Consider the following 18959-nt stretch of genomic DNA (forward strand, 5'->3'; position numbering starts at 1 on the left):
GGCGATTCCGGAAAACTGCCCAAAATCGGTCACGATAAAACGGAATGCGCGGTCACCATCATCCAGAACAGACGGTCACGTTCAAACGGAATGGGCGGTCACGATAGGGCGGAATACGCACGGGATCAGTACATTGAGCAATACGACGTAAATCCAGTGCATAAAGCGCCACTGCGTCGCTTTATTTATGAGCGCGTCAGAAAGTTAATTAAGGCCCAATTTGTAGAGAAGGACAGTGAGATAAAGAGCCGCGGCCAGAAGTACCATGTAAGCTCTATGATGATAGAAGCTGATCTTGATGCTGATGAAGATGACTTTGTCTCATGGCTACAACGTACTCACCCTCAAACACCGAAAGAGCCAGTCATCAATGATGCGAGCCAGTCAAATAGCGAAGAGAACAGGCAAGCACTGAAGGCGCCTGCCGATAGCTACACGGTATTGGAAAAAAAGTTAAATGAGGCTCAAAGTCGGTTTTTGGAATCTTTAGGGGAAGTGGAGGCCTTCCAGCAGCTTATGAAGGATCATCCGGAGCTTAATAATAGCCTTTCAATTGACTACCGCAGTGCTCACGAGCGTAGCTCACGTCTTTTAGGCCATGTCAGCGCTTTAGAAAAGGCCATAAGCCGCCTCAGTGGCTCATGATTGTATTGCGGAAGTGGCAAGCGGACTGTTTAGACAAGGCCAAAGCACACTATCAGAGCCACCGTGATTATTTCGTTCAGGCAACCCCGGGTAGCGGGAAAACGCGTCTTGCTGCCGAATTGGCCAAGTGGATGCTTGAAGAACAGCTTATCGACTTCGTTATCTGCTTTGCCCCTACGCGGGAAGTGGTTGCAGGTATGCAGCGCACGTTTTCTGCTGTTTTAGATCAGCGTTTTGGAAACGTCATTGCATCCGCAGGAGCCGCTTATACTTACCAGTCCATGGAATAACAACAGGAAGAATTTTGGGATATTTTTAAAAAATTCCGCGTATTAGCTATCTTCGACGAAATTCATCACTGCGCAGGTCATGATCCTCTCCTTAGTAACACATGGGGGCAGCAGATTATTCGGAATATCCAGGATCAAGCTACTTATACCCTCGGCTTGTCAGGAACCCCTTGGCGTTCTGATGACCTTCCTATCGCGTTGGCACGGTACTCTGATCCAGAAGGGCAGCTGATCTGTGACTATCGTTATGACCTACAAAGTGCTGTGAATGAGGGCGTTTGCAGAGCCCCACGGATTACGCTGATCGATAACCCTTTAATCAGGCTCGTCGAGGAAAAAGAAAACAATGAGTCTGTTCGAGGGTTTTCATGCTTCTCTCAACTACTCAGTGAGTCACCCGTTAGCTACGAAAACCTGTTGCGCCATGACGACATCCTCCATGCTGTGCTGGATATAGGTATTCAGCAGCTGAGTGAAACCCGACATAAGACCCCTCAAGCTGGGGGGCTAGTGGTGGCAACGGATATTGAGCATGCCCACCAAATTGCTGGAATACTGAATGCTAAGCATCAAAGCTATGTCGTGGTCACCAGTAAAGCACCTCGGGCTCAGCAACTAATCGACCGGTTTAGAAATGACACCACCTGCTGGATTGTAGCGGTTAGCATGATTTCTGAAGGCACAGATATACAGCGTCTTTCAGTTTGCTGTTACCTCAGTCGCATTCGTACCGAGCTTCACTACAGGCAGGTTCTTGGTCGCATCTTAAGAAAGATGGGCAATGATGACAGAGAGGCGTGGCTTTACGTGATCGCTGAACCTACCCTAAGAAAATACTCACAAAGAATTGCTAATGATCTTCCGGAAGATTTGTCGTCGCTACAGGAAAAAAAGATACATGACCGCGTAATTAAATCACACGACAAGCAAGCCAATGGCGATACAGATAGCATGATACAAAATGAAGATAATTCGCTTTCCACGACAGAGCCTACCGGCAAGGAAGAGCTGCACATAGCCGAGACCTCCCTGCTAACTCTCAGCTTTTCTCAATACTACCGGCAGTACCTCTTGTCGCTGATGTAATCACATCTATCCTCATATACCATTTCCACCTAGTGCAATGGGCATGGACAAAGCTGCCTCAAACAAGCGGAAGTGACTCCAATCCCATTCGCGTGAAAATGCCCCTTAACGTATCGACGAATTGCTGCACTGACAATTTATGGAGTGACTAAAAAGTTAAGTTTTGGGGCCTATATTCGTCTCAAGAACAGAGAATTTAACTAAAATTCCAATTTTTTATAGATGTTGAGCAGGATTTGCTGTGTAAGGAGTCCTGAAACTCCTTGTTGTAGGGCATTCCAGCCTCCCATGTACCAAAGTTAACGGAAAAGTTATGGGATAGATTAGAGTATTGCGCCATGGAGATCCGTTAGGTTGTTGATAGAAAAAAGCGACAGCAGCAGGCTACTGGCTAAGGAGTGATGATAGTGGTCTGCGCCAGGAAAGGCTAGGCTGCTTAAGGTGCGCGGCTAGCCAGGCCCACTCATTGGCTGAGAAGGCCAAGCTATTCAACGCTTACTCTTCTTCGTCCCAGTCGTCTTCTATGGCTCGCTGAAGTCGACGCTCTTCTAGCCATGCTTCTACTTGGCGTCGTGCGCGTAAGCTGTCTGCTTTGCTAGGCTTGCTTTTACCGTAATGGTCATCATTAACGGCGTCTAAACTTTCGAACTCGTCTGAGTCGATTGCTTCACTGGTAAACGTTTCACGATTTAGGGGATCACGGCTCATGTGATGTCCTCCAACCCAGCCGGCGTGCCGGCGTAACAACGGCTCCACTTATTAGCACATACGGATCAAAAAGCATGTGTGGATTGCAAAGTGAAGCGCCTAGCGCAAATTAAGCGCCTTGCGGCTATATAACGCCAGTAGGGATGAAGTTCAAGCATTGATCGGTTTTTTTAGTGAGAAAGTTAATAATTAGCGGTTATCTCGCTGTTTTTGTAACTCCACAAGCGCAAGCTGGGCCTCTACACGTTCCGTTACGTCTTTTTGTACGCCAATGTAATACATCAGCTCGTCTGCTTCGTCGTAGACCGGTGTAATGGATAATTCATTCCAAAACATGGTGCCGTCTTTACGGTAATTACGCAGTACTTCGCGAGAAGGGCTGCCATTTTTAAGCGCGTCTCGGATAGAGACCAGGGCATCCTGGTCGCGGTCTTCGTTCTGTAAAAAACGACAGTCGCGATACAGAATTTCATCCGCGCTATAGCCCGTTAAGCGCTCAAAGCCTTTATTGACGTAGATGAGGATATTTTCATCGCCTTCCTGTTCAGCAACAACAATACCGTCTTCCGAGGCGTCAATTATGCGTTCGAGCAGCTCTGGACTGATCAATGGAGATCGTTTCATCAAGGGGTTCCTGTTGCAGCTCCAATCCTTCCCGCCGTTCAAAGTGGCTTTTTTTTGCCTGTGAACGGGCAGGATTTCAAATCATTTATTATCAGCAGCATAGCAAGGGCTCCAATCTACCGCTGCTATCTGGCTCTATCATGGCGAGCGTTGTCACGCATTGCAATCGTGTACGCGCACCGTCTCATTCGACCTCGGGTAATTGGTGGGCGCTCAATACAGCCCCCACAGCGGTTGCAGCAAGTATTAGCAGTAGTATGGTGCTACCAAACCATTGTGCAAGAGCGCCAATAATGCCGCCTACCAAAAGCATTAATACGCCTGTTAGCGTATTAGAGAGCGCAACGTAAAGCGCCCGATTATCTTGACTCGCCATATCAATGAGGTAGGTTTTTCGCCCCAAGCGTACGCCATGGTGAATAATCACTAAGAGCGCGTAAACCACCGCATAGGGCCAAATACTTTGTGCCCACCCGCCTGGCAGCCAGACCACGCTGGCGGCTAATAAACAGCAAATAGCCGTACCTACCGCTGCATCGCGCATAACGCTGCGGCTCGATTGGTCGGCGCGCTTGCCCCAGACCGGGCTTGCCACCATCGCTGCAAGCCCGGATACCACAATCAAAATACCCAGGCCACCGAGGTCGGTGCCACTTTGGTTCTGCCCCAACAGAGCGATGTAAGGCAAGGCGAGTGCACTTGATAGCAGTAATGCCCTGGCAAGGTTGAAGTGTAGAAAAGTGCGATCATTTTTTAGCAGCGACAGACCTAGCTTAATACTGTCCCAGCCGTTTTCTCCGCCTTCAACGGCGCCAGGAGCTTCTTTAATACGGGCTGCGGCTAAGGCATTCATTAGCCAGCCGCTAGCGGCGACTGCGAGTAAGAGCGCCACGATGACATTGCCGGGGCGATTGTCGAACAGCATGAGTACAGCGCCCGCCGCCAGCGTAGCGCCACCGGCAAAGCTGCCGCTCCAGCCCATCAACGTGCCGCGGCGGCGTTTGGAAATAGTCTTACCCAGCACGTCTTTGGTCGCGATAGAGGATAAGCCCCGTGCCAGCGAAAGCAGCACGAGCGCGGCTAACACTAATGCACCGCCCAAAGAGCCGGTGGCGAACAACGCAAGTAGGGCCAGCACTAATGCGGCTAGTGCCTGAATCAGTGCACCTGTTACCCATACCCATTTCCTTTTGGGTTTTAAGCGGATAAAACCCGCCACAAAAATTTGTGGCAGTAGCGCACCCGCCTCACGGATGGGCACTAGCAAGCCTACCATCCACACCGGTGCCCCAATAATGCCCATCAGCCACGGCAAAACTAAGCGTGCGCTAGATAACTCGTCAGCCAACTTATTGCCTAAAGAAGCCCATAAGTGTAGGAAAAAATTGCGTGGCTGTTCGTTGCAAGCACTATCAGGTATGTCATCACACATGCGGCTATCTTCATCGCCTGTTAGCCACTCATAAAGGCGAGACTGTGAAACATCCGGTTGAGCCATGACGGTTCCTTGGCGATTGCTAATTTAAGATGACAAAATGTTTTCTGAGAACGACCAAATAGATGCTGAGAATTACATAGTATCCTGCAAAGGAATTTACCGATAAGGAACTCTCAATGTCACGCATTCAAATCCGCTACTGCACTCAATGTCAGTGGCTATTGCGTAGCGCTTGGTATGCCCAAGAACTGCTATCGACCTTTGGTGAGCAACTGACTGAGGTCGCGCTATCACCCTCTCATGGCGGCACTTTCGAGATATGGTGTGATGAACTACTGCTCTGGGAGCGTAAGCGTGATGGCGGCTTTCCCGATATAAAACTTCTCAAGCAACGCGTGCGAGATCAATTGGATCCAGAGCGAGATTTAGGGCATATCGACCGATGAGTCAGGATAAGCAAGCCGTCCTCTATGGCCTGGGGGCGGTAGCGCTTTGGTCGACAGTGGCAACGGCTTTCAAAGTAGCACTCGCATGGATGAGCCCTTTGGAATTGATGTGGCTAGCGGCATTCGTTTCCTGGGCATTAATGGGAGCGCTAGTCATCAAGCAGGGAAATTTGCCCACGGCGCTATGCAGTGGTTGGAAAACAGCTGCGTGGGCGGGATTGATGAATCCCGTGGCTTATTATTTAGTGCTGTTCGCCGCCTATGACCGACTCCCAGGACAAGAAGCCATGGCGCTGAATTATACCTGGGCGTTAGCGATGGCGTTTTTAGCGGTGCCTTTGCTTGGTCAACGCTTGACTCGAATAGATATCGTTGCTGGGTTCGTCGCTTACGCAGGCGTTTGGGTGATCGCTACACGTGGCTCGGTTTTCAATGTCTCTTTCGCCGATCCATTAGGGGTTGTACTGGCGCTCGCTTCGACGCTGCTGTGGGCACTTTATTGGCTGCTCAATGCACGCGATAAGCGACAGCCTCTGGTAGGCCAATGGCAAAACTTCAGTGTGGGTCTGCCTGTGCTGACGGTTTTGTTACTGCTTGGCCCAGGTATGCAGTGGCATGGTTGGCCAGCGTTTGGGGCGGGCGTTTATGTAGGCCTGTTTGAAATGGGTGTGGCGTTTATTTTGTGGCAGCTGGCGGTACACCAAGTGTCGCGCACCGCCAAAGTCTCCAACCTGATTTTTCTTTCACCGCCTGTGTCGCTGTTTTTGCTTTATCTCGTGGTAGGAGAGCCAATTTTGCCTTCAACCCTGGTCGGATTGGTGCTCATTTTGCTGGGATTAGGGCTTCAGCAAGCACAAAAGAGTAGCTAGCCAATGATTACTCGGTAAGTGAAGACTCTCGCGATAAACCAGCAGTGCGCGACCGAAATAGCGCAACCGATAGTGATTTATTTATTGCCAACCGATTGGGTTGATGTGGTAAATGGTGAGCGCGCTGAATACCCGATTTCACGTGGAGTGGATGCAACTAGAGCTTATGTTAGTGGTGAAACGCTACCTAGCCCAGCACCTCAAAAACAAGACGACTATTTTTCAGCAACACTGCTGATGTTTGCCCATATGGCAGAAGCTATGCGCTAACGTTTATTTCAAAATGGCTGTTTATCCACCCGTCGATAAAGTAGATAAACAGTTTTTTGTTAACCCTAATTAACCGCTGCCTGATGCGTTGTCTCTAATAATGGCTCAATCAGCGGCTCAAGCTCGGGCCACACATTGTCGAGGATAATCGGCTGCGCATCGGCGGTAGGGTGAATGCCGTCACTTTGCATTAGCGCGTCGTTTAGGGCGATATCCTTCAGTAAGAAAGGCACTAGAGAAATGTCGTACTCTTCAGACAACGAGAGGAAAACCCCGGTAAAGGCGTCCCGGTACGCTTGGCCATAGTTGGGCGGTATATCGATCCCTAGTAGCAGTACTTGTGCTCCTGCCTTTTGGCTCTGCTCAATCATGCTGGCTAAGTTCGCCTGCATTTGATTGGGTGCCAGACCGCGCAAACCGTCATTGCCGCCTAATTCCAGTAGAACAATATCCGGCTGCTGCTGTCCGAGAATATCAGAGAATCGTTGTAGACCTCCGGATGTGGTTTCACCGCTAATGCTGGCGTTAATGACGTTCACTTCGCCTTCTAAACGCTCTGCCAGCAGGCTCACCCAACCCTCCTCACGCTCAATACCGTAGGCGGCGCTTAAACTATCGCCCATCACTAATAGGCTGGGTGACTGTTCGGTATTGGTAGGCGCTGCGTTGATAGGCACCGAGGCAAAGGTGACTATCAGCAACACCAGCCATCCGGTTACCATGCGGTTCAGTCCATGCCATGCCACAGGGATGCCACGCTTCATGTCTTACTCCTTAAATCAAAACCCTTCAGATCAAAGCCCTTCAAACTCAGGCTCTTCAAATCAAAGCTCCTCAGATAAAACTGCAGATACTGCTACGGAACTATCAATGTCGAGCGAGTCACCCCGCAGTGAACGCCAGCCTGATAACGACAACCAAGTGTTAAGCGATGTTCCACAAGGCGCCGTTAGGCATCCTGTTCTGCATGCCGACAAGCTGTCTAAAAAAGTGACGAGCGGTGAACGCTCACTAACTATCTTACACGACCTATCGCTAAGCGTGGCGGCAGGTGAAAGTGTGGCGATTCTAGGCAAGAGCGGTGCGGGAAAATCAACCCTACTAGGGCTACTGGCTGGCCTTGATACCCCAAGCGACGGTGAGCTAACACTCTTCGGCCATGCGCTGAGCCGCTTGGATGAAGATGGGCGAGCTGCGCTACGCGCTGGGCGAGTGGGCTTTGTGTTCCAGAACTTCCAACTGCTGCCCACCTTGAGCGCGCTTGAGAACGTCATGCTACCCCTCGAACTCTCACCGCGTGCAGGGGAGACCCAAACCGCTGCTCAGTGGTTGGAGCGTGTTGGGCTTGGCGAGCGAGTCAATCACTTACCCAAACAACTTTCCGGTGGCGAGCAACAGCGCGTTGCCGTCGCCCGTGCCTTTGTTACCGACCCCGAGCTAGTCTTTGCCGATGAGCCCACCGGTAATTTGGACCCTGACACCGGCGCGCAAATCATTGATCTGCTTTTCACCTTAAACCGTGAGGCAGGCACCACGCTGATTTTAGTGACTCACGACCATGCTCTGGCGCGCCGCTGTGATCGCTGCCTACGATTAGATCATGGAAAATTAGAAGCGTTTGTACCCACCGCGGCTCCGATTGACGAGGGCACGCAATGAGTGATGTGAATTGGCGCTTGGCCATGCGCAGCCTCAGGCGAGACCTGCGAGCCGCCGATGTACGTGCGCTGTTTATCGCCCTGGTATTGGCGGTCGCAGCTTCCACCATGATTGCGTTTTTCCTTGATCGCCTAGAGCGCGGCCTAGAGCGCCAGGCGGGCCAGATGCTGGGCGGCGATCTAGTGCTAGAGCAGCGTGATCCGTTTTCAGAGGAGCTGCGAGAACGCCTTGAAAATGCAGGTTTCGTACTGAGTGACCAAGTCGATCTGGTATCAATGATTAGCCGCGATGGACGTTTTCAACCGGCTAGCATAAAAGCCGTGGATGAGTTCTACCCTCATTACGGCGCCTCTTCCGTCGACTTTGGCAATGGCACCGAACAAATAGCGTCTGGTCCAGCCCCTGGTGAAGCATGGGCTGACCCACGCTTGATAGAGCTGGTTGAGATAGGACTGGGGGACCGGGTCCAAGTGGGCCAGACCGAACTTGAGATAACAGGGATCATTGAACGCGAAGCGGACCAGTCCGGCGGTTTCAGTAATTTTAATCCACGTTTGATGATCAATACCGCCGATGTCGAAGCCACCGGCCTGGTTCAAGAAGGCTCGCGGATTGAGTTTGAAATCCTGGCAGCAGGCCCGCCGGAAGCGCTTGAACAAGTGCAAGGCCTGCTTACTGAGCTACGCCGCGATGGAGTAGAGGTGCGGGATGTCCGCGTTGATCGCCCCCAACTTGGCAATGCCTTGCAGCGTGCAGAGAGCTATCTGGGGCTGGCCGGTTTAGCAGCGGTACTGTTGGCGGGCGTGGCAGTGGCGATGTCGACTCGCCGTTATGTGGAGCGCCACCTGGATACCGCCGCACTGTTGCGCTGCTTTGGCGCCAGCCAGCGGCAACTAGTGACGATTTTTTCGCTTCAGCTAATAGGTTTGGCGCTGGTAGCCGCAGTGATTGGGGCGCTGCTTGGGCTGATTGGCCAAGCGGTTCTTATCTGGCTGTTGGTGAGTTTCTTACCCATGACGCTACCGCCGCCGGGTCTTATGCCGTTGGGATTAGGCGTATTTACGGCTCTTGCCGTGCTGGTGGGGTTTGCTGGGCCAACCCTGCTGCGTATCAAACGAGTGAGCGCATTAAAAGTGCTGCGTCGCGAATTAGATCCGCTGCCGCCTTCGGCCTGGCTCGTGGTGGGCGTGGCAAGCCTAGTGTTTGGCGGGCTGCTGTGGCTCTACTCGGGTAGCCTGCCGCTGGCGATTGCGCTGTTGATTGGTGGGGCGGCTCTGCTCGGTGTGCTGTGGATGATTAGTGCGCTGCTGCTTAGCGGCTTGTTGCGCGTTGTACAGCGATTTTCCGGGCGTAGTGAGTGGTCTCAGGCGCTCCGCTTAGGCGGCCGCCAGCTAGCACGGCGTCGCCAAGCGGGCCTAGGCCAGTTATTGGCCTTTTCTGTGACCTTCTTTGCCATGGCGATGATTGTACTGGTGCGGGGAGATCTGCTTAGCACTTGGCAGGATCAATTGCCTGACGATACCCCTAACTACTTTGCCATCAATATCCAGCCTTCCGAACGCGATCCTTTCGAGGCGGCAGTCTCTCCAAGGGTGGAAACCCAAAGCACTCTCTACCCCATGGTGCGTGGGCGAGTGATTGCGATTAATGACCAGGCACCCAGAGATGCCGTGCCGCCTGATGCCCGCGGTGATAACTCGCTGCGCCGGGAGCTCAATCTGACGTGGCAATCTGAAGTGCCCGAAGGCAATGCTGTGGTGGCCGGTGAGTGGTTCTCGCCAGCCCAGTTGGGAGGCGACGCTAACAGTGAGGAGGGTAATGAAGAGGGCAGTGAAGGCCAAGGCTGGATGAGCGCCGTTGAGGCAACGCAGCAAGCGGCGCCAGTGCCCATCTCCATGGAGGATGGGCTCGCTGAAAGGCTTGGCTTAAGCATCGGTGATGAGGTGACCTTCTCGGTGGGTAGCGATGAAATCACCACCCAAATTACCAGCCTGCGCAGCCTGAATTGGGATAGTTTTCAGCCTAATTTCTTCGTCATTTTTCCGCCAGGCGTGCTGGAACAGTTTGGGCATAGCTACATTACCGCCTTTCATCTGCCTGAAGCGGAGCAGGGGTTGATCCGGGAGCTTATTACCGAATTCCCGGGGGTTTCCTTGCTGAATGTTGATGCCATTTTGGGCCAGGTGCGGGATGTACTCGGCCAGGTTACACGGGCGGTGGAGTTAGTCCTCGCATTGGTCCTGTTGGCTGGGGTAAGCGTACTGTATGCCGCACTGACCGCAAGCTTACCGGTGCGTGCCCATGAAAGCGGCCTATTACGCGTATTTGGCGCAGGCAGTAAAATGATTTCAAGGGTGCAGGGCGCTGAATACGCGTTGCTGGGCTTGGCCAGTGGGTTGATGGGCGCGGTGCTGGCCGAACTAACCACGGCTGCGCTGTACATCTTTTTGTTGGATCTAACCCCGCGCCTTCATCTGGGACTATGGATTTTCCTCCCCATTGGCGGTGCTGTGCTGATTGGCGTGATAGGTCATGCACTCTCGCGGGGATTACGTCGCCAAGCGCCAGCGGCCAGCCTGGGGCTACTCGGTGAGGCTTGAGCCTATTTTGCGAGCCAGAAACCGACCACCAGGGCGCTGATGACAGCAACAAAAAAGACCAGATTACGAGCGCGGGTATCGCGGTGTGGTTTCATAATGGCACCAAATGCGGGTGGAGGTAAAAGAGGCGGAAGCATTACGCCGGGCATGGTAACGTTTGTCGCTTACGTCGTCATCTTGCTTGCCTTATGACGTTGCCGTTTGTTCAGGATGGTTGATTATGCCCCACACCGAAACTACGGCTGCACGCAGCGTTGCGCCGCAGCCGCTTTCTCTTGCCCAGGGTCGCCTGGCCGCCCTTAGTTGGGGGCGCGCTGATGCCCCGGTTTGGCTGGCTCTGCACGGCTGGCTGGATAATGCGGCCAGCTTTTCACGCTTAGCTCCCCTGCTGGTGGAAAAGCTCGGTATTCGCATAGTAGCGCTGGATTTTCGTGGTCATGGCCAGTCGGCGCACTTACCACAAGGCAGTGACGATGCCTTTTTTGACTACGCGCTATGGGGCTACTGCCATGATGTTTTGGATGCCATGGAAGACCTCGGCCTTAACCAAGTTAGCGTGTTGGCCCACTCCATGGGCGCCGCAGTGGCCTGCCTGCTTGCTGCTGCGATGCCGGAGCGCGTTGAGCGGCTAACGTTGATTGACGGGCTGGGGGCGCTCAATATGCCCATTGAAGAGACCGCCAGCCAACTGCGCAAAGGATTGATAGCCCACCGTCGGCCACTTTCCCGCGCGCCGCGCTACCCGGATATCGAGAGTGCCATCGCTGCACGTGTTGCCGGAGGTGTCACGCCGGTGGATACCATTACGGCCACACCGCTAGTGGAGCGCAACACCCAGCCCACCGCCGATGGTCATGTGCAAATGCGCACCGACAGTCGCTTGCTGAAGCCTTCATTGGTGCGCTTCACACCCGAACAGGTGTTGTCATTGCTGGCGGAAATTAGCGCTCCAGTGCTATTGGTTGAAGGTGAGCAGGGGATTCTGTGTGAACGTGCCTGGGCGGTTCAGGCGCGGCAAGCAGTCAAGGAATTGACCCGCCACGTGCTTAATGGTGGCCATCATTTGCATCTGGAGCCCCGCGCCGTAGCGCAAGTCTCTGCAGTAATCAGCGCTCATTGGGTTATGAGCGACAGGGTTAAGAGCGATAAGGCCTAGCGATGGATGGCAGTATGAACGAATTGGTGCATGTCAGTAGTGGGAACAAGGTCGCTCTGGTGTTGGGCAGCGGCGGTGCGCGCGGCTATGCGCACATTGGGGTGATTGAAGCACTTGAGGCGCGGGGCTTTGACATCATCGCCGTATCAGGATGCTCGATGGGCGCGCTGATCGGTGGTATTTACGCGGCAGGCAAGCTGCCTGAATACCGCGATTGGGTGTGCAACCTTGACTACCTGGATGTACTTAAACTGGTCGACGTGACCTGGAGCCCCATGGGTGCGATGCGTGCCAGCAAGATCATGAGCAAGCTGGAAGCGCTGGTGGGCGATATATTAATTGAAAACCTCGCGATTCCAGTGACAACGGTGGCAACGGATCTGGTTCGCCAGCGGGAAGTGTGGTTTCAAAATGGCCCCTTATTGCAAGCGATTCGCGCCTCAATTGCCGTGCCGGGAGTAATAACGCCAGTGCATTTGGGTGATCAGGTGTTGGTGGATGGCGGGTTGCTCAATCCGCTGCCGATTATGCCTGTGGTAGCGGCTCATCAAGCGGATTTTGTGGTGGCAGTCAACGTGACCGCGCATAGCCCGCTGCCAGTCACCATGGAGGAGTTGCTGCCTAAGGAAGAGGAGGCGACCGATAGCCGTAGCAAAAAAGAGATTGAGCGCGATCAAAACATGGGTAACTGGATGGGGGATGTGCGCGCCGCTACGCGAAAACTGTGGGCGGGGCTGGGCGCTAATGGGGAGGGGGCAGCCGGAGAGGGCGAAGAGCTGGAGGAGACCACTGAAGCCCGTGGCAAGCGGGAGTGGAGCAAGCTCGATATGATTCTGGAGTCGTTTGATATTACCCAGGCGGCGCTGGCCAAGTACAAGGTGGCGGGCTACCCGCCCGACGTGCTGATCGAAATACCCAAAACAGTCTGCAGTACCTATGAATTCCACCGCGGCAAGGATTTGATTCGCCTGGGCCGGCATCTGGCTGATGAAGCACTGGAGCGGCGCATGCCGAGCATCGCATCCGACGCGACCGAGTAACGGCTACTGACCCCGCTTCCGCAGCAAGATATATACCGCCCCGGTGCCACCATCGATATCGATAGCGGAGCAGAAAGCCAGTACGCCCGGCCACTCACGTAGCCAAGCATTAGTATGGCTTTTAAGTACAGGAAAGTCGGACGTGGTGCCCCACGCTTTGCCATGCACCACCAGTACGCAGCGCAAGCCTTGGCTGGCGGCGTCGCGCAAAAAACTCTCCAACTCCACACGCGCCTCTTCCAGCGTATAGCCGTGCATATCAAGTCCCGCTTGCCACGCCGTTTGCCCACGTTTTAGTTGGCTAAAAGTACGCCATGGTAAATCCGGCACACAAAACTCTAAATACTCAGAAGGGCGCACGGCCTCCACCCGGCCATCAGAGGTGCGCCCGCTGGACTGAGGCGTATTGCTTTCAACAGCCGCATGGCGTCTAGCTTCATGGGCCTTGCCGTCAATTTTAGGTTTGCCAGGGTCGGCCTGGTTAGTCGCGATACGGCGCACGCCTGCCGCCTTTAACGCATCGCGAAAGGCATTGATATCGTCATCGTCGGGCAGGTGGCGGCGTCGCGTCATGGTAGGCTCGGGTGGCAAAAAAGTGGCAAATAAAGGTGAAACAGATAAAGAGGCACAGTATAGCGGGCTGAGCGTTGCTGTGAACCGGGCGGCGTGAAAGGTACAATCTTTTTATTCGTTGCATGAATAAGGCTTTATCAGCTGTATTCATCATTATCGTCAATCAGGAGCCGCTGTGACCACGCATCTAAACGTTGAGCATTCTCACTCAACCCTTTCCCTGTCGGAGTCGTTGCTGGTGAGCCAGCTCTTTACCCTACGCGACTATCTGCGCTGGGTCTCCAGCGAGTTTTATCTGGCGGGCCTGCACTACGGCCATGGCACCGATTCTGCCTGGGATGAGGCGGTAGCGCTCTGCTTAGGCGCGCTGCACTTGCCGTGGAACATCGATCCCGGTGTGCTCGAGGCGCGGCTACTGCCCGTAGAACGGCAGCGGATTATTACTCTGGCGCGGGAACGTGTTACCACCCGCCGTCCGCTCCCCTATTTATTGGGCGAGAGCTTTTTTGCCGGCCATCCGTTCAGTGTCGATGAACGGGTACTGATACCGCGTTCGCCGATTGCCGAGCTGATTGAAGACGGCTTTGCCGCCTGGTTTCCTGAAGAGCCGCCTGCCAGTGTGCTGGATTTATGCACCGGTTCTGGCTGTATCGGCATTGCGACGGCACTTTATTTACCGACCTGCGAAGTGGCGCTTGCCGATATTAGTCAGGAGGCCTTGGCCGTCGCGCGTCAGAATATTACCCGCCATGATGTGGGCGACCGGGTACGGGCGGTAGAGTCGGATGTCTTCAGTGGCTTAGAAGGTCGACGCTTTGATTTGATTGTCTCTAATCCGCCTTATGTCGATGCCCGTGACCTTGCCACCATGCCCGCCGAGTTTCGCCACGAGCCTTCGCTCGCCCTGGGAGCCGGTAGCGATGGGCTGGATATTGTGCGGCGTATTTTGCGCGAGGCGCGGGAACACTTAACCGATGAGGGCTGGCTGATTGTAGAAGTCGGCAACTCTGACCGCCATGTGGAAGCGGCATTTCCGGATGTCGCTTTTCTATGGCTTGAATTCGAGCGTGGCGGCCAGGGTGTTTTTGCTCTGAGCGCCGCTGAACTCGACGCCCATGCGGCGTCTTTCGTGTGAGGAATTAACGGCCATGTCTGGCAATACGTTTGGCAAACTATTCAGTGTGACTACCTTTGGTGAGAGCCACGGACCAGCGCTCGGCGCTATTGTGGATGGTTGTCCGCCTGGGCTGCCGTTAAGCGAAGCCGATTTACAGCTCGACCTGGATCGCCGCAGGCCGGGCAGTTCGCGGCATACCACTCAGCGCAAAGAACCCGATCAGGTGCGCATCCTTTCCGGGGTGTTTGAAGGCAAAACCACCGGTACCTCGATCGGCCTGCTGATTGAGAACACCGATCAGCGCTCTAACGACTACTCGAAAATCAAAGAGCAGTTTCGGCCAGCCCACGCGGATTACACCTACCACCATAAATATGGCCACCGGGACTATCGTGGGGGCGGGCGCTCCAGTGCCCGTGAAACTGCTATGCGCGTGGCAGCGGGGGCGATTGCCAAGAAGTATCTAGCCGCCCAGGGCGTCCAGATTCGTGGCTATATGAGCCAGTTAGGCCCTATCAAGATTGAGTTCAAACAGTGGGAATCGGTGGGTCAAAATGCGTTTTTCTGCCCCGACCCGGAGCGCGTCGCTGAACTGGAAGCCTATATGGACCAATTACGACGCGACCAGGATTCGGTCGGTGCCGAAATTACCGTGATTGCCGAAGGCGTACCGGTAGGGCTGGGCGAACCGGTGTTTGACCGCCTGGATGCTGATCTGGCGCATGCTTTGATGAGTATCAATGCGGTAAAAGGGATTGAGATCGGCGCAGGGTTTGGCTGTATCGCCCAGCGCGGCAGCGAGCATCGTGATGAGATGACGCCAGAGGGTTTTCTTTCCAACCATGCAGGCGGCGTGCTTGGTGGCATCTCTAGCGGGCAGCCGATTGTAGCGCGCTTAGCGCTGAAGCCCACTTCCAGTATCACTACGCCGGGCCGCTCTATCGATATTCATGGTCAGGCAGTTGAGGTGGTGACTAAAGGGCGCCACGACCCTTGCGTAGGGATCCGCGCAACGCCTATCGCTGAGGCGATGATGGCGATTACGCTGTTGGATCACTGGCTGCGTCAGCGTGGTCAGAATGGCGATGTCAGCGTTGATACACCGCGTTTAACTCAGCGTTAACGCATAACGGTGAGGTTTGCAGTTCGCTGCTACACTCAAACAAAACAAATGCATGAGCAGTCGTCATGAAAAACAGTGCAGGAGCCGCCTATGAAGATTAACGTTGAGTTTGATCTTACCCCCGATGAGTTTCGCCAATCACTGGGACTGCCTGATGTCGAAGCTTTCCAGAAAAATCTGCTAGAGAATATTCAACGGCAGATGGAGTCTGGGGTGGAAGGTTACGATCCTATGAGCCTAATGCGGCCTTTCCTGCAGCAACCGATGATGCAGCAGGGGCTTTCTCAAGGGCTAGCTAATTTCGGAACCTACCAGCAAATGATGCTCGATATGTTGCGGCAAGCGGGCAGCGCCAGCGCTTCTTCGGCCCACAGCAATGATGATGAGAAGTCGGGGGGGGCTAGCTCTAAAAGCAATTCAGAAAGCGCTACTTCCAGCAAAGCAAAGTCAACGGCATCGTCACGTTCCCGTTCTGAATCCAAACGCAGCGGCACATAGATTGAAGCAAGCAGTTAACGCGCATTAACTTAACAGGTGGTTCTCCACCTGTTGAGGTAGGGCAGGGTAATATGGCAAAGCGGTTCAGGCTTGCACGGTGATACTGAAATGACACCACTGTTGCAATGCAGCATGCCAAAGATTACTCTTTTTGCAGTGCAGCAAAGCTACATCACGGTGAGTCACTCCAAGGCTCATGCCAAGGAACGATACAGGAGCAGACACTATGCAAGACAATATGATGGACGCCTTTAACGCCCAAACTAAGCAGATGTTTGAGCCCATGCGAAAAATTAATTCGCTGATGCTCAACAATATGGAAAAAATGACCCAGTATCAGCTGGAAGCCATGAAGCGCTACAGCCAGATGGGTACCGAGCGCATTCGTAGCGCCACTGAAATTCAAGACGCAGAAAGCCTGCGTGATTTCGGCACCAAGCAAGCCGAGATGATGAACGAACTTTCCCAGCAGATGCAGGAAGACGCGCGGGTGATGAGCGAAATGAGCCTGCAGTTTAAATCTGAGATGGAAAAGATGTTCAGTGAAGCCGGGCAGCAAATGTCCGACCAAGCCAAGGCTACTGCGAAAGGTGAGCAGCCTGCGAAAGCCTCCAGTCAGTCAACGCGCAAAAGCTGATTGACGACATCATCGCGGCGCCTTAGGGCGCCGCGATGCATTTAAAACGCTGCAACTATAAATAAAACATTGCAACGATAAAACCTTGTCATATAGAAGCCTTATCGTATAAAAACTTTATCGTATTAAAAACTCAGCTATATAACAGCTTGGTCTTGGTCAAAGTGGTTGGTGCGCCTGGAGAGGGCGTAGGGAGAGTTAGTATGCAGTCAGCGTGGCACAATCCGTTCCAGGCATTATCATCAGGGCTTTCTCAAGGGCTAGCCGATGAAATAGCCAAGGGCTTACCTGAAGGGTTATCTCAGGCAGAGCTTGAAGAGTGGAATAATCAGCTCAAAGAGATCGGTGAGCAGTACCAAGGATTGATGCAGGATCTGCTTTCCCGTATCGCACCAAGTGAAGCCGCCGACTCCATTTATAGCGATATGCGCGAAAGCTTTGAAGCGGGTGCGCAGTCGCTGATGCAGAATCCTACCCTGCTGTGGGAAACCCAGGCCCGGTTGGTGCAGGATCAATGGTTGTTGTGGCAGCAAGCCATGCGCGGGATGGCTGGCGAGCAGGTCACTCCGTTGATCACGCCAGCCAAAAATGACCGCCGTTTTAAAGACGAGGCGTGGACACAAGACCCGCACTATATGGCTATCATGCAGCAGTACCTACTGTTTTCGCAGATGGTGGAAGAGCTGGTTGAAAGCCTAAGCGGTTTAGACGAAACCAAAAAGCGTAATCTGATGTTTTACGCGCGCCAGTTGGTCAACGCGATGGCGCCGACAAATTTTATGAGCACCAACCCTGAAGTCATGCGCCGCACGCTTGAAACCCGTGGCCAGAACTTGGTGGACGGGTTAGCCCGCCTACGCGAAGATTTGGGGAATTCTGCCGAGGGTATCAATGTCCGCATGACGGATCGTGGCGCTTTTGGCGTGGGTGAAAATATCGCCGTAACGCCCGGGGCAGTGGTCTACGAAAACGAATTGATCCAGTTGATTCAGTACATCCCCACCACGGAAAAAACTTTTAAAACGCCGTTGCTAATGGTGCCGCCGTGGATCAATAAGTACTACATTCTTGATCTACGTGAAGATAACTCAATGGTTAAGTGGCTGGTGGATCAAGGCCATACAGTCTTTCTGATCTCCTGGCGTAACCCTGGCCCTGAACAGCGAGATATCACCTGGGCCGACTATATGCAGATGGGACCCATCAGCGCGATGGAAGCCATCGAACAGGCCTGTGGTGAGAAGTCGGTCAATCTACTCAGCTATTGCGTGGGGGGCACACTAGCCGCCTCTACTGTGGCCTACCTCACCAGCACGCGGCGTGGGCGCAAAGTAAAGTCGGTTACTTATATGGCGACGCTGCAGGATTTTCGTGACCCTGGCGATATCGGCGTATTTCTTAATGAGCGAGTGGTAGAAGGCATTGAGCAGACGCTGCAGTTGAAAGGCTATCTTGATGGTCGTTCAATGGCTTATACCTTCAACTTGCTGCGTGAAAATGATCTGTTTTGGTCGTTTTACATCAATAATTATTTAAAGGGCGAAACGCCCGCCGCCTTTGACCTGCTTTACTGGAACACCGATGGCACCAACCTTCCTGCCGGGACGCACGCTTGGTACCTGCGCTATATGTACCTGGAGAACCGCCTGGTTGAGCCTGGCGGTATTGAATTGGATGGTGTGAAAATAGACCTGCGTAAAGTCTCCACGCCCAGCTATTTCGTATCCACCAAAGAGGACCACATCGCCAAGTGGAACAGTACCTATTATGGGGCGTTGTTACCTAAAGGGCCGGTTACCTTCGTATTGGGCGGATCGGGCCATATCGCGGGTATTGTTAATCCGCCCCATAAAAACAAGTACGGCTACTGGACGAACGATGCGCTGCCGGAAACGCATGAAGAGTGGCTAGCAAACGCAACGCCTCATGAAGGCTCCTGGTGGCCCCACTGGCAGTCTTGGATGACTGATAATGGCTATGCCGATAGCGAAAAGATGGTGCCTGCGCGCCAACCTGGCGATGGAGAACTCAAAGTGATTGAGCCTGCGCCAGGGCGCTATGTGAAGATGACGATTCCAGAGGTGCTAGGGGAAATTCCAACTAAATCTTAATGGATACCTAAAAGATTGTACGTGGGTATCGTAACGGGTCGCGAGTTAAAGGTACTTCCCAACAGAAAA

General features: G+C 53.4%; 20 protein-coding genes. 15 read left to right on the plus strand and 5 right to left on the minus strand.

The window, feature by feature from the left end:
* The 3 genes from V8L70_RS12975 to V8L70_RS12985 form a co-directional block, all read left to right on the plus strand.
* Nucleotides 1-645: hypothetical protein (locus tag V8L70_RS12975; protein WP_336269559.1), on the plus strand; the 645-nt coding region annotated here is incomplete at its 5' end.
* A complete protein-coding gene (locus V8L70_RS12980; RefSeq protein WP_336269560.1) occupies nt 642-935 on the plus strand; it encodes a DEAD/DEAH box helicase family protein in 294 nt (97 codons plus the stop codon). The genes V8L70_RS12975 and V8L70_RS12980, both read left to right, overlap by 4 nt.
* A 417-nt stretch (nt 936-1352) precedes the next feature.
* Nucleotides 1353-2021 (plus strand): DEAD/DEAH box helicase, encoded by a 669-nt coding sequence (locus V8L70_RS12985; protein ID WP_336269561.1) that lies wholly within the window; start codon nt 1353-1355, stop codon nt 2019-2021.
* 495 nt (nt 2022-2516) lie between these two features.
* Here the strand turns inward: V8L70_RS12985 and V8L70_RS12990 are convergent, their stop codons facing one another.
* The 3 genes from V8L70_RS12990 to V8L70_RS13000 form a co-directional block, all read right to left on the minus strand.
* Nucleotides 2517-2729 carry a PA3496 family putative envelope integrity protein gene (locus tag V8L70_RS12990; RefSeq protein WP_008959622.1) on the minus strand — a complete coding sequence of 71 codons (213 nt, stop codon included), beginning with the start codon at nt 2727-2729 and terminating at the stop codon, nt 2517-2519.
* Nucleotides 2730-2918: 189 nt separating this feature from the next.
* Nucleotides 2919-3353: a PAS domain S-box protein gene (locus V8L70_RS12995; protein WP_101147827.1), complete on the minus strand. Its 435-nt coding sequence runs from the start codon at nt 3351-3353 to the stop codon at nt 2919-2921.
* Nucleotides 3354-3537: 184 nt separating this feature from the next.
* Nucleotides 3538-4851 carry an MFS transporter gene (locus V8L70_RS13000; protein ID WP_336269562.1) on the minus strand — a complete coding sequence of 438 codons (1314 nt, stop codon included), beginning with the start codon at nt 4849-4851 and terminating at the stop codon, nt 3538-3540.
* Nucleotides 4852-4967: 116 nt separating this feature from the next.
* On the opposite strand from V8L70_RS13000, the gene V8L70_RS13005 reads away from it, so the two are divergent.
* From V8L70_RS13005 to V8L70_RS13015, 3 genes are read left to right on the plus strand one after another with little or no spacing between them, the layout of a single operon-like run.
* Complete coding sequence (locus tag V8L70_RS13005) at nt 4968-5237, plus strand: Rdx family protein (protein ID WP_008959619.1); 270 nt, start codon at nt 4968-4970, stop codon at nt 5235-5237.
* Nucleotides 5234-6106: a DMT family transporter gene (locus V8L70_RS13010; protein ID WP_336269563.1), complete on the plus strand. Its 873-nt coding sequence runs from the start codon at nt 5234-5236 to the stop codon at nt 6104-6106. The genes V8L70_RS13005 and V8L70_RS13010 overlap by 4 nt, the downstream gene beginning before the upstream one ends.
* Nucleotides 6107-6124: 18 nt before the next feature.
* Nucleotides 6125-6376, plus strand: coding sequence for a hypothetical protein (locus V8L70_RS13015; RefSeq protein WP_101147830.1), 252 nt, complete (start codon nt 6125-6127; stop codon nt 6374-6376).
* A 65-nt stretch (nt 6377-6441) separates the two neighbouring features.
* Here V8L70_RS13015 and V8L70_RS13020 read toward each other — a convergent pair whose 3' ends face one another.
* Nucleotides 6442-7140 carry an arylesterase gene (locus tag V8L70_RS13020; RefSeq protein ID WP_336269564.1) on the minus strand — a complete coding sequence of 233 codons (699 nt, stop codon included), beginning with the start codon at nt 7138-7140 and terminating at the stop codon, nt 6442-6444.
* A 106-nt stretch (nt 7141-7246) separates the two neighbouring features.
* On the opposite strand from V8L70_RS13020, the gene V8L70_RS13025 reads away from it, so the two are divergent.
* The 4 genes from V8L70_RS13025 (at nt 7247) to V8L70_RS13040 (ending at nt 12831) form a co-directional block, all read left to right on the plus strand.
* Nucleotides 7247-8035, plus strand: a complete 789-nt coding sequence (locus V8L70_RS13025) for an ABC transporter ATP-binding protein (protein ID WP_336269565.1) — start codon at nt 7247-7249, stop codon at nt 8033-8035.
* Complete coding sequence (locus tag V8L70_RS13030; RefSeq protein WP_336269566.1) at nt 8032-10635, plus strand: ABC transporter permease; 2604 nt, start codon at nt 8032-8034, stop codon at nt 10633-10635. Before V8L70_RS13025 ends, V8L70_RS13030 begins: the two co-directional genes overlap by 4 nt.
* Before the next feature lie 220 nt (nt 10636-10855).
* Nucleotides 10856-11791: an alpha/beta fold hydrolase gene (locus V8L70_RS13035; protein ID WP_336269567.1), complete on the plus strand. Its 936-nt coding sequence runs from the start codon at nt 10856-10858 to the stop codon at nt 11789-11791.
* A gap of 14 nt (nt 11792-11805) precedes the next feature.
* The gene (locus V8L70_RS13040) at nt 11806-12831 is read left to right on the plus strand and encodes a patatin-like phospholipase family protein (protein WP_336269568.1); all 1026 of its coding nucleotides are present in this window, start codon (nt 11806-11808) and stop codon (nt 12829-12831) included.
* Nucleotides 12832-12834: 3 nt separating this feature from the next.
* On the opposite strand, the gene V8L70_RS13045 is transcribed toward V8L70_RS13040, so the two are convergent.
* Nucleotides 12835-13404, minus strand: coding sequence for a Smr/MutS family protein (locus V8L70_RS13045; protein WP_008959605.1), 570 nt, complete (start codon nt 13402-13404; stop codon nt 12835-12837).
* Nucleotides 13405-13579: 175 nt separating this feature from the next.
* Here V8L70_RS13045 and prmB point away from each other — a divergent pair, with 175 nt between their 5' ends.
* The 5 genes from prmB (at nt 13580) to phaC (ending at nt 18890) form a co-directional block, all read left to right on the plus strand.
* Nucleotides 13580-14539 carry a 50S ribosomal protein L3 N(5)-glutamine methyltransferase gene (prmB, locus tag V8L70_RS13050; RefSeq protein WP_101147836.1) on the plus strand — a complete coding sequence of 320 codons (960 nt, stop codon included), beginning with the start codon at nt 13580-13582 and terminating at the stop codon, nt 14537-14539.
* A gap of 13 nt (nt 14540-14552) precedes the next feature.
* Complete coding sequence (aroC, locus tag V8L70_RS13055) at nt 14553-15644, plus strand: chorismate synthase (protein ID WP_008959602.1); 1092 nt, start codon at nt 14553-14555, stop codon at nt 15642-15644.
* Nucleotides 15645-15734: 90 nt separating this feature from the next.
* Entirely contained in the window at nt 15735-16142 is a 408-nt protein-coding gene (locus V8L70_RS13060; protein ID WP_101147837.1) for a hypothetical protein, read from the plus strand.
* Nucleotides 16143-16368: 226 nt separating this feature from the next.
* Nucleotides 16369-16779 carry a phasin family protein gene (locus V8L70_RS13065; RefSeq protein ID WP_035563231.1) on the plus strand — a complete coding sequence of 137 codons (411 nt, stop codon included), beginning with the start codon at nt 16369-16371 and terminating at the stop codon, nt 16777-16779.
* Between the two features lie 203 nt (nt 16780-16982).
* Nucleotides 16983-18890, plus strand: coding sequence for a class I poly(R)-hydroxyalkanoic acid synthase (phaC, locus tag V8L70_RS13070; RefSeq protein ID WP_336269569.1), 1908 nt, complete (start codon nt 16983-16985; stop codon nt 18888-18890).
* The last annotated feature ends 69 nt before the right edge of the window (nt 18891-18959 follow it).

The sequence above is a fragment of the Vreelandella arctica genome (assembly GCF_037070215.1).
Classification (GTDB): domain Bacteria; phylum Pseudomonadota; class Gammaproteobacteria; order Pseudomonadales; family Halomonadaceae; genus Vreelandella; species Vreelandella arctica.

Bases quoted from the DNA above. Each gene is read 5' to 3' on its own strand.
- V8L70_RS12980 (WP_336269560.1), top strand. From the start codon at position 642: ATGATTGTATTGCGGAAGTGGCAAGCGGACTGTTTAGACAAGGCCAAA.
- V8L70_RS12990 (WP_008959622.1), bottom strand. From the start codon at position 2,729: ATGAGCCGTGATCCCCTAAATCGTGAAACGTTTACCAGTGAAGCAATC.
- V8L70_RS12995 (WP_101147827.1), bottom strand. From the start codon at position 3,353: ATGAAACGATCTCCATTGATCAGTCCAGAGCTGCTCGAACGCATAATT.
- V8L70_RS13000 (WP_336269562.1), bottom strand. From the start codon at position 4,851: ATGGCTCAACCGGATGTTTCACAGTCTCGCCTTTATGAGTGGCTAACA.
- V8L70_RS13005 (WP_008959619.1), top strand. From the start codon at position 4,968: ATGTCACGCATTCAAATCCGCTACTGCACTCAATGTCAGTGGCTATTG.
- V8L70_RS13010 (WP_336269563.1), top strand. From the start codon at position 5,234: ATGAGTCAGGATAAGCAAGCCGTCCTCTATGGCCTGGGGGCGGTAGCG.
- V8L70_RS13020 (WP_336269564.1), bottom strand. From the start codon at position 7,140: ATGAAGCGTGGCATCCCTGTGGCATGGCATGGACTGAACCGCATGGTA.
- V8L70_RS13025 (WP_336269565.1), top strand. From the start codon at position 7,247: ATGTCGAGCGAGTCACCCCGCAGTGAACGCCAGCCTGATAACGACAAC.
- V8L70_RS13030 (WP_336269566.1), top strand. From the start codon at position 8,032: ATGAGTGATGTGAATTGGCGCTTGGCCATGCGCAGCCTCAGGCGAGAC.
- V8L70_RS13035 (WP_336269567.1), top strand. From the start codon at position 10,856: ATGCCCCACACCGAAACTACGGCTGCACGCAGCGTTGCGCCGCAGCCG.
- V8L70_RS13040 (WP_336269568.1), top strand. From the start codon at position 11,806: ATGAACGAATTGGTGCATGTCAGTAGTGGGAACAAGGTCGCTCTGGTG.
- V8L70_RS13045 (WP_008959605.1), bottom strand. From the start codon at position 13,404: ATGACGCGACGCCGCCACCTGCCCGACGATGACGATATCAATGCCTTT.
- aroC (WP_008959602.1), top strand. From the start codon at position 14,553: ATGTCTGGCAATACGTTTGGCAAACTATTCAGTGTGACTACCTTTGGT.
- V8L70_RS13060 (WP_101147837.1), top strand. From the start codon at position 15,735: ATGAAGATTAACGTTGAGTTTGATCTTACCCCCGATGAGTTTCGCCAA.
- V8L70_RS13065 (WP_035563231.1), top strand. From the start codon at position 16,369: ATGCAAGACAATATGATGGACGCCTTTAACGCCCAAACTAAGCAGATG.
- phaC (WP_336269569.1), top strand. From the start codon at position 16,983: ATGCAGTCAGCGTGGCACAATCCGTTCCAGGCATTATCATCAGGGCTT.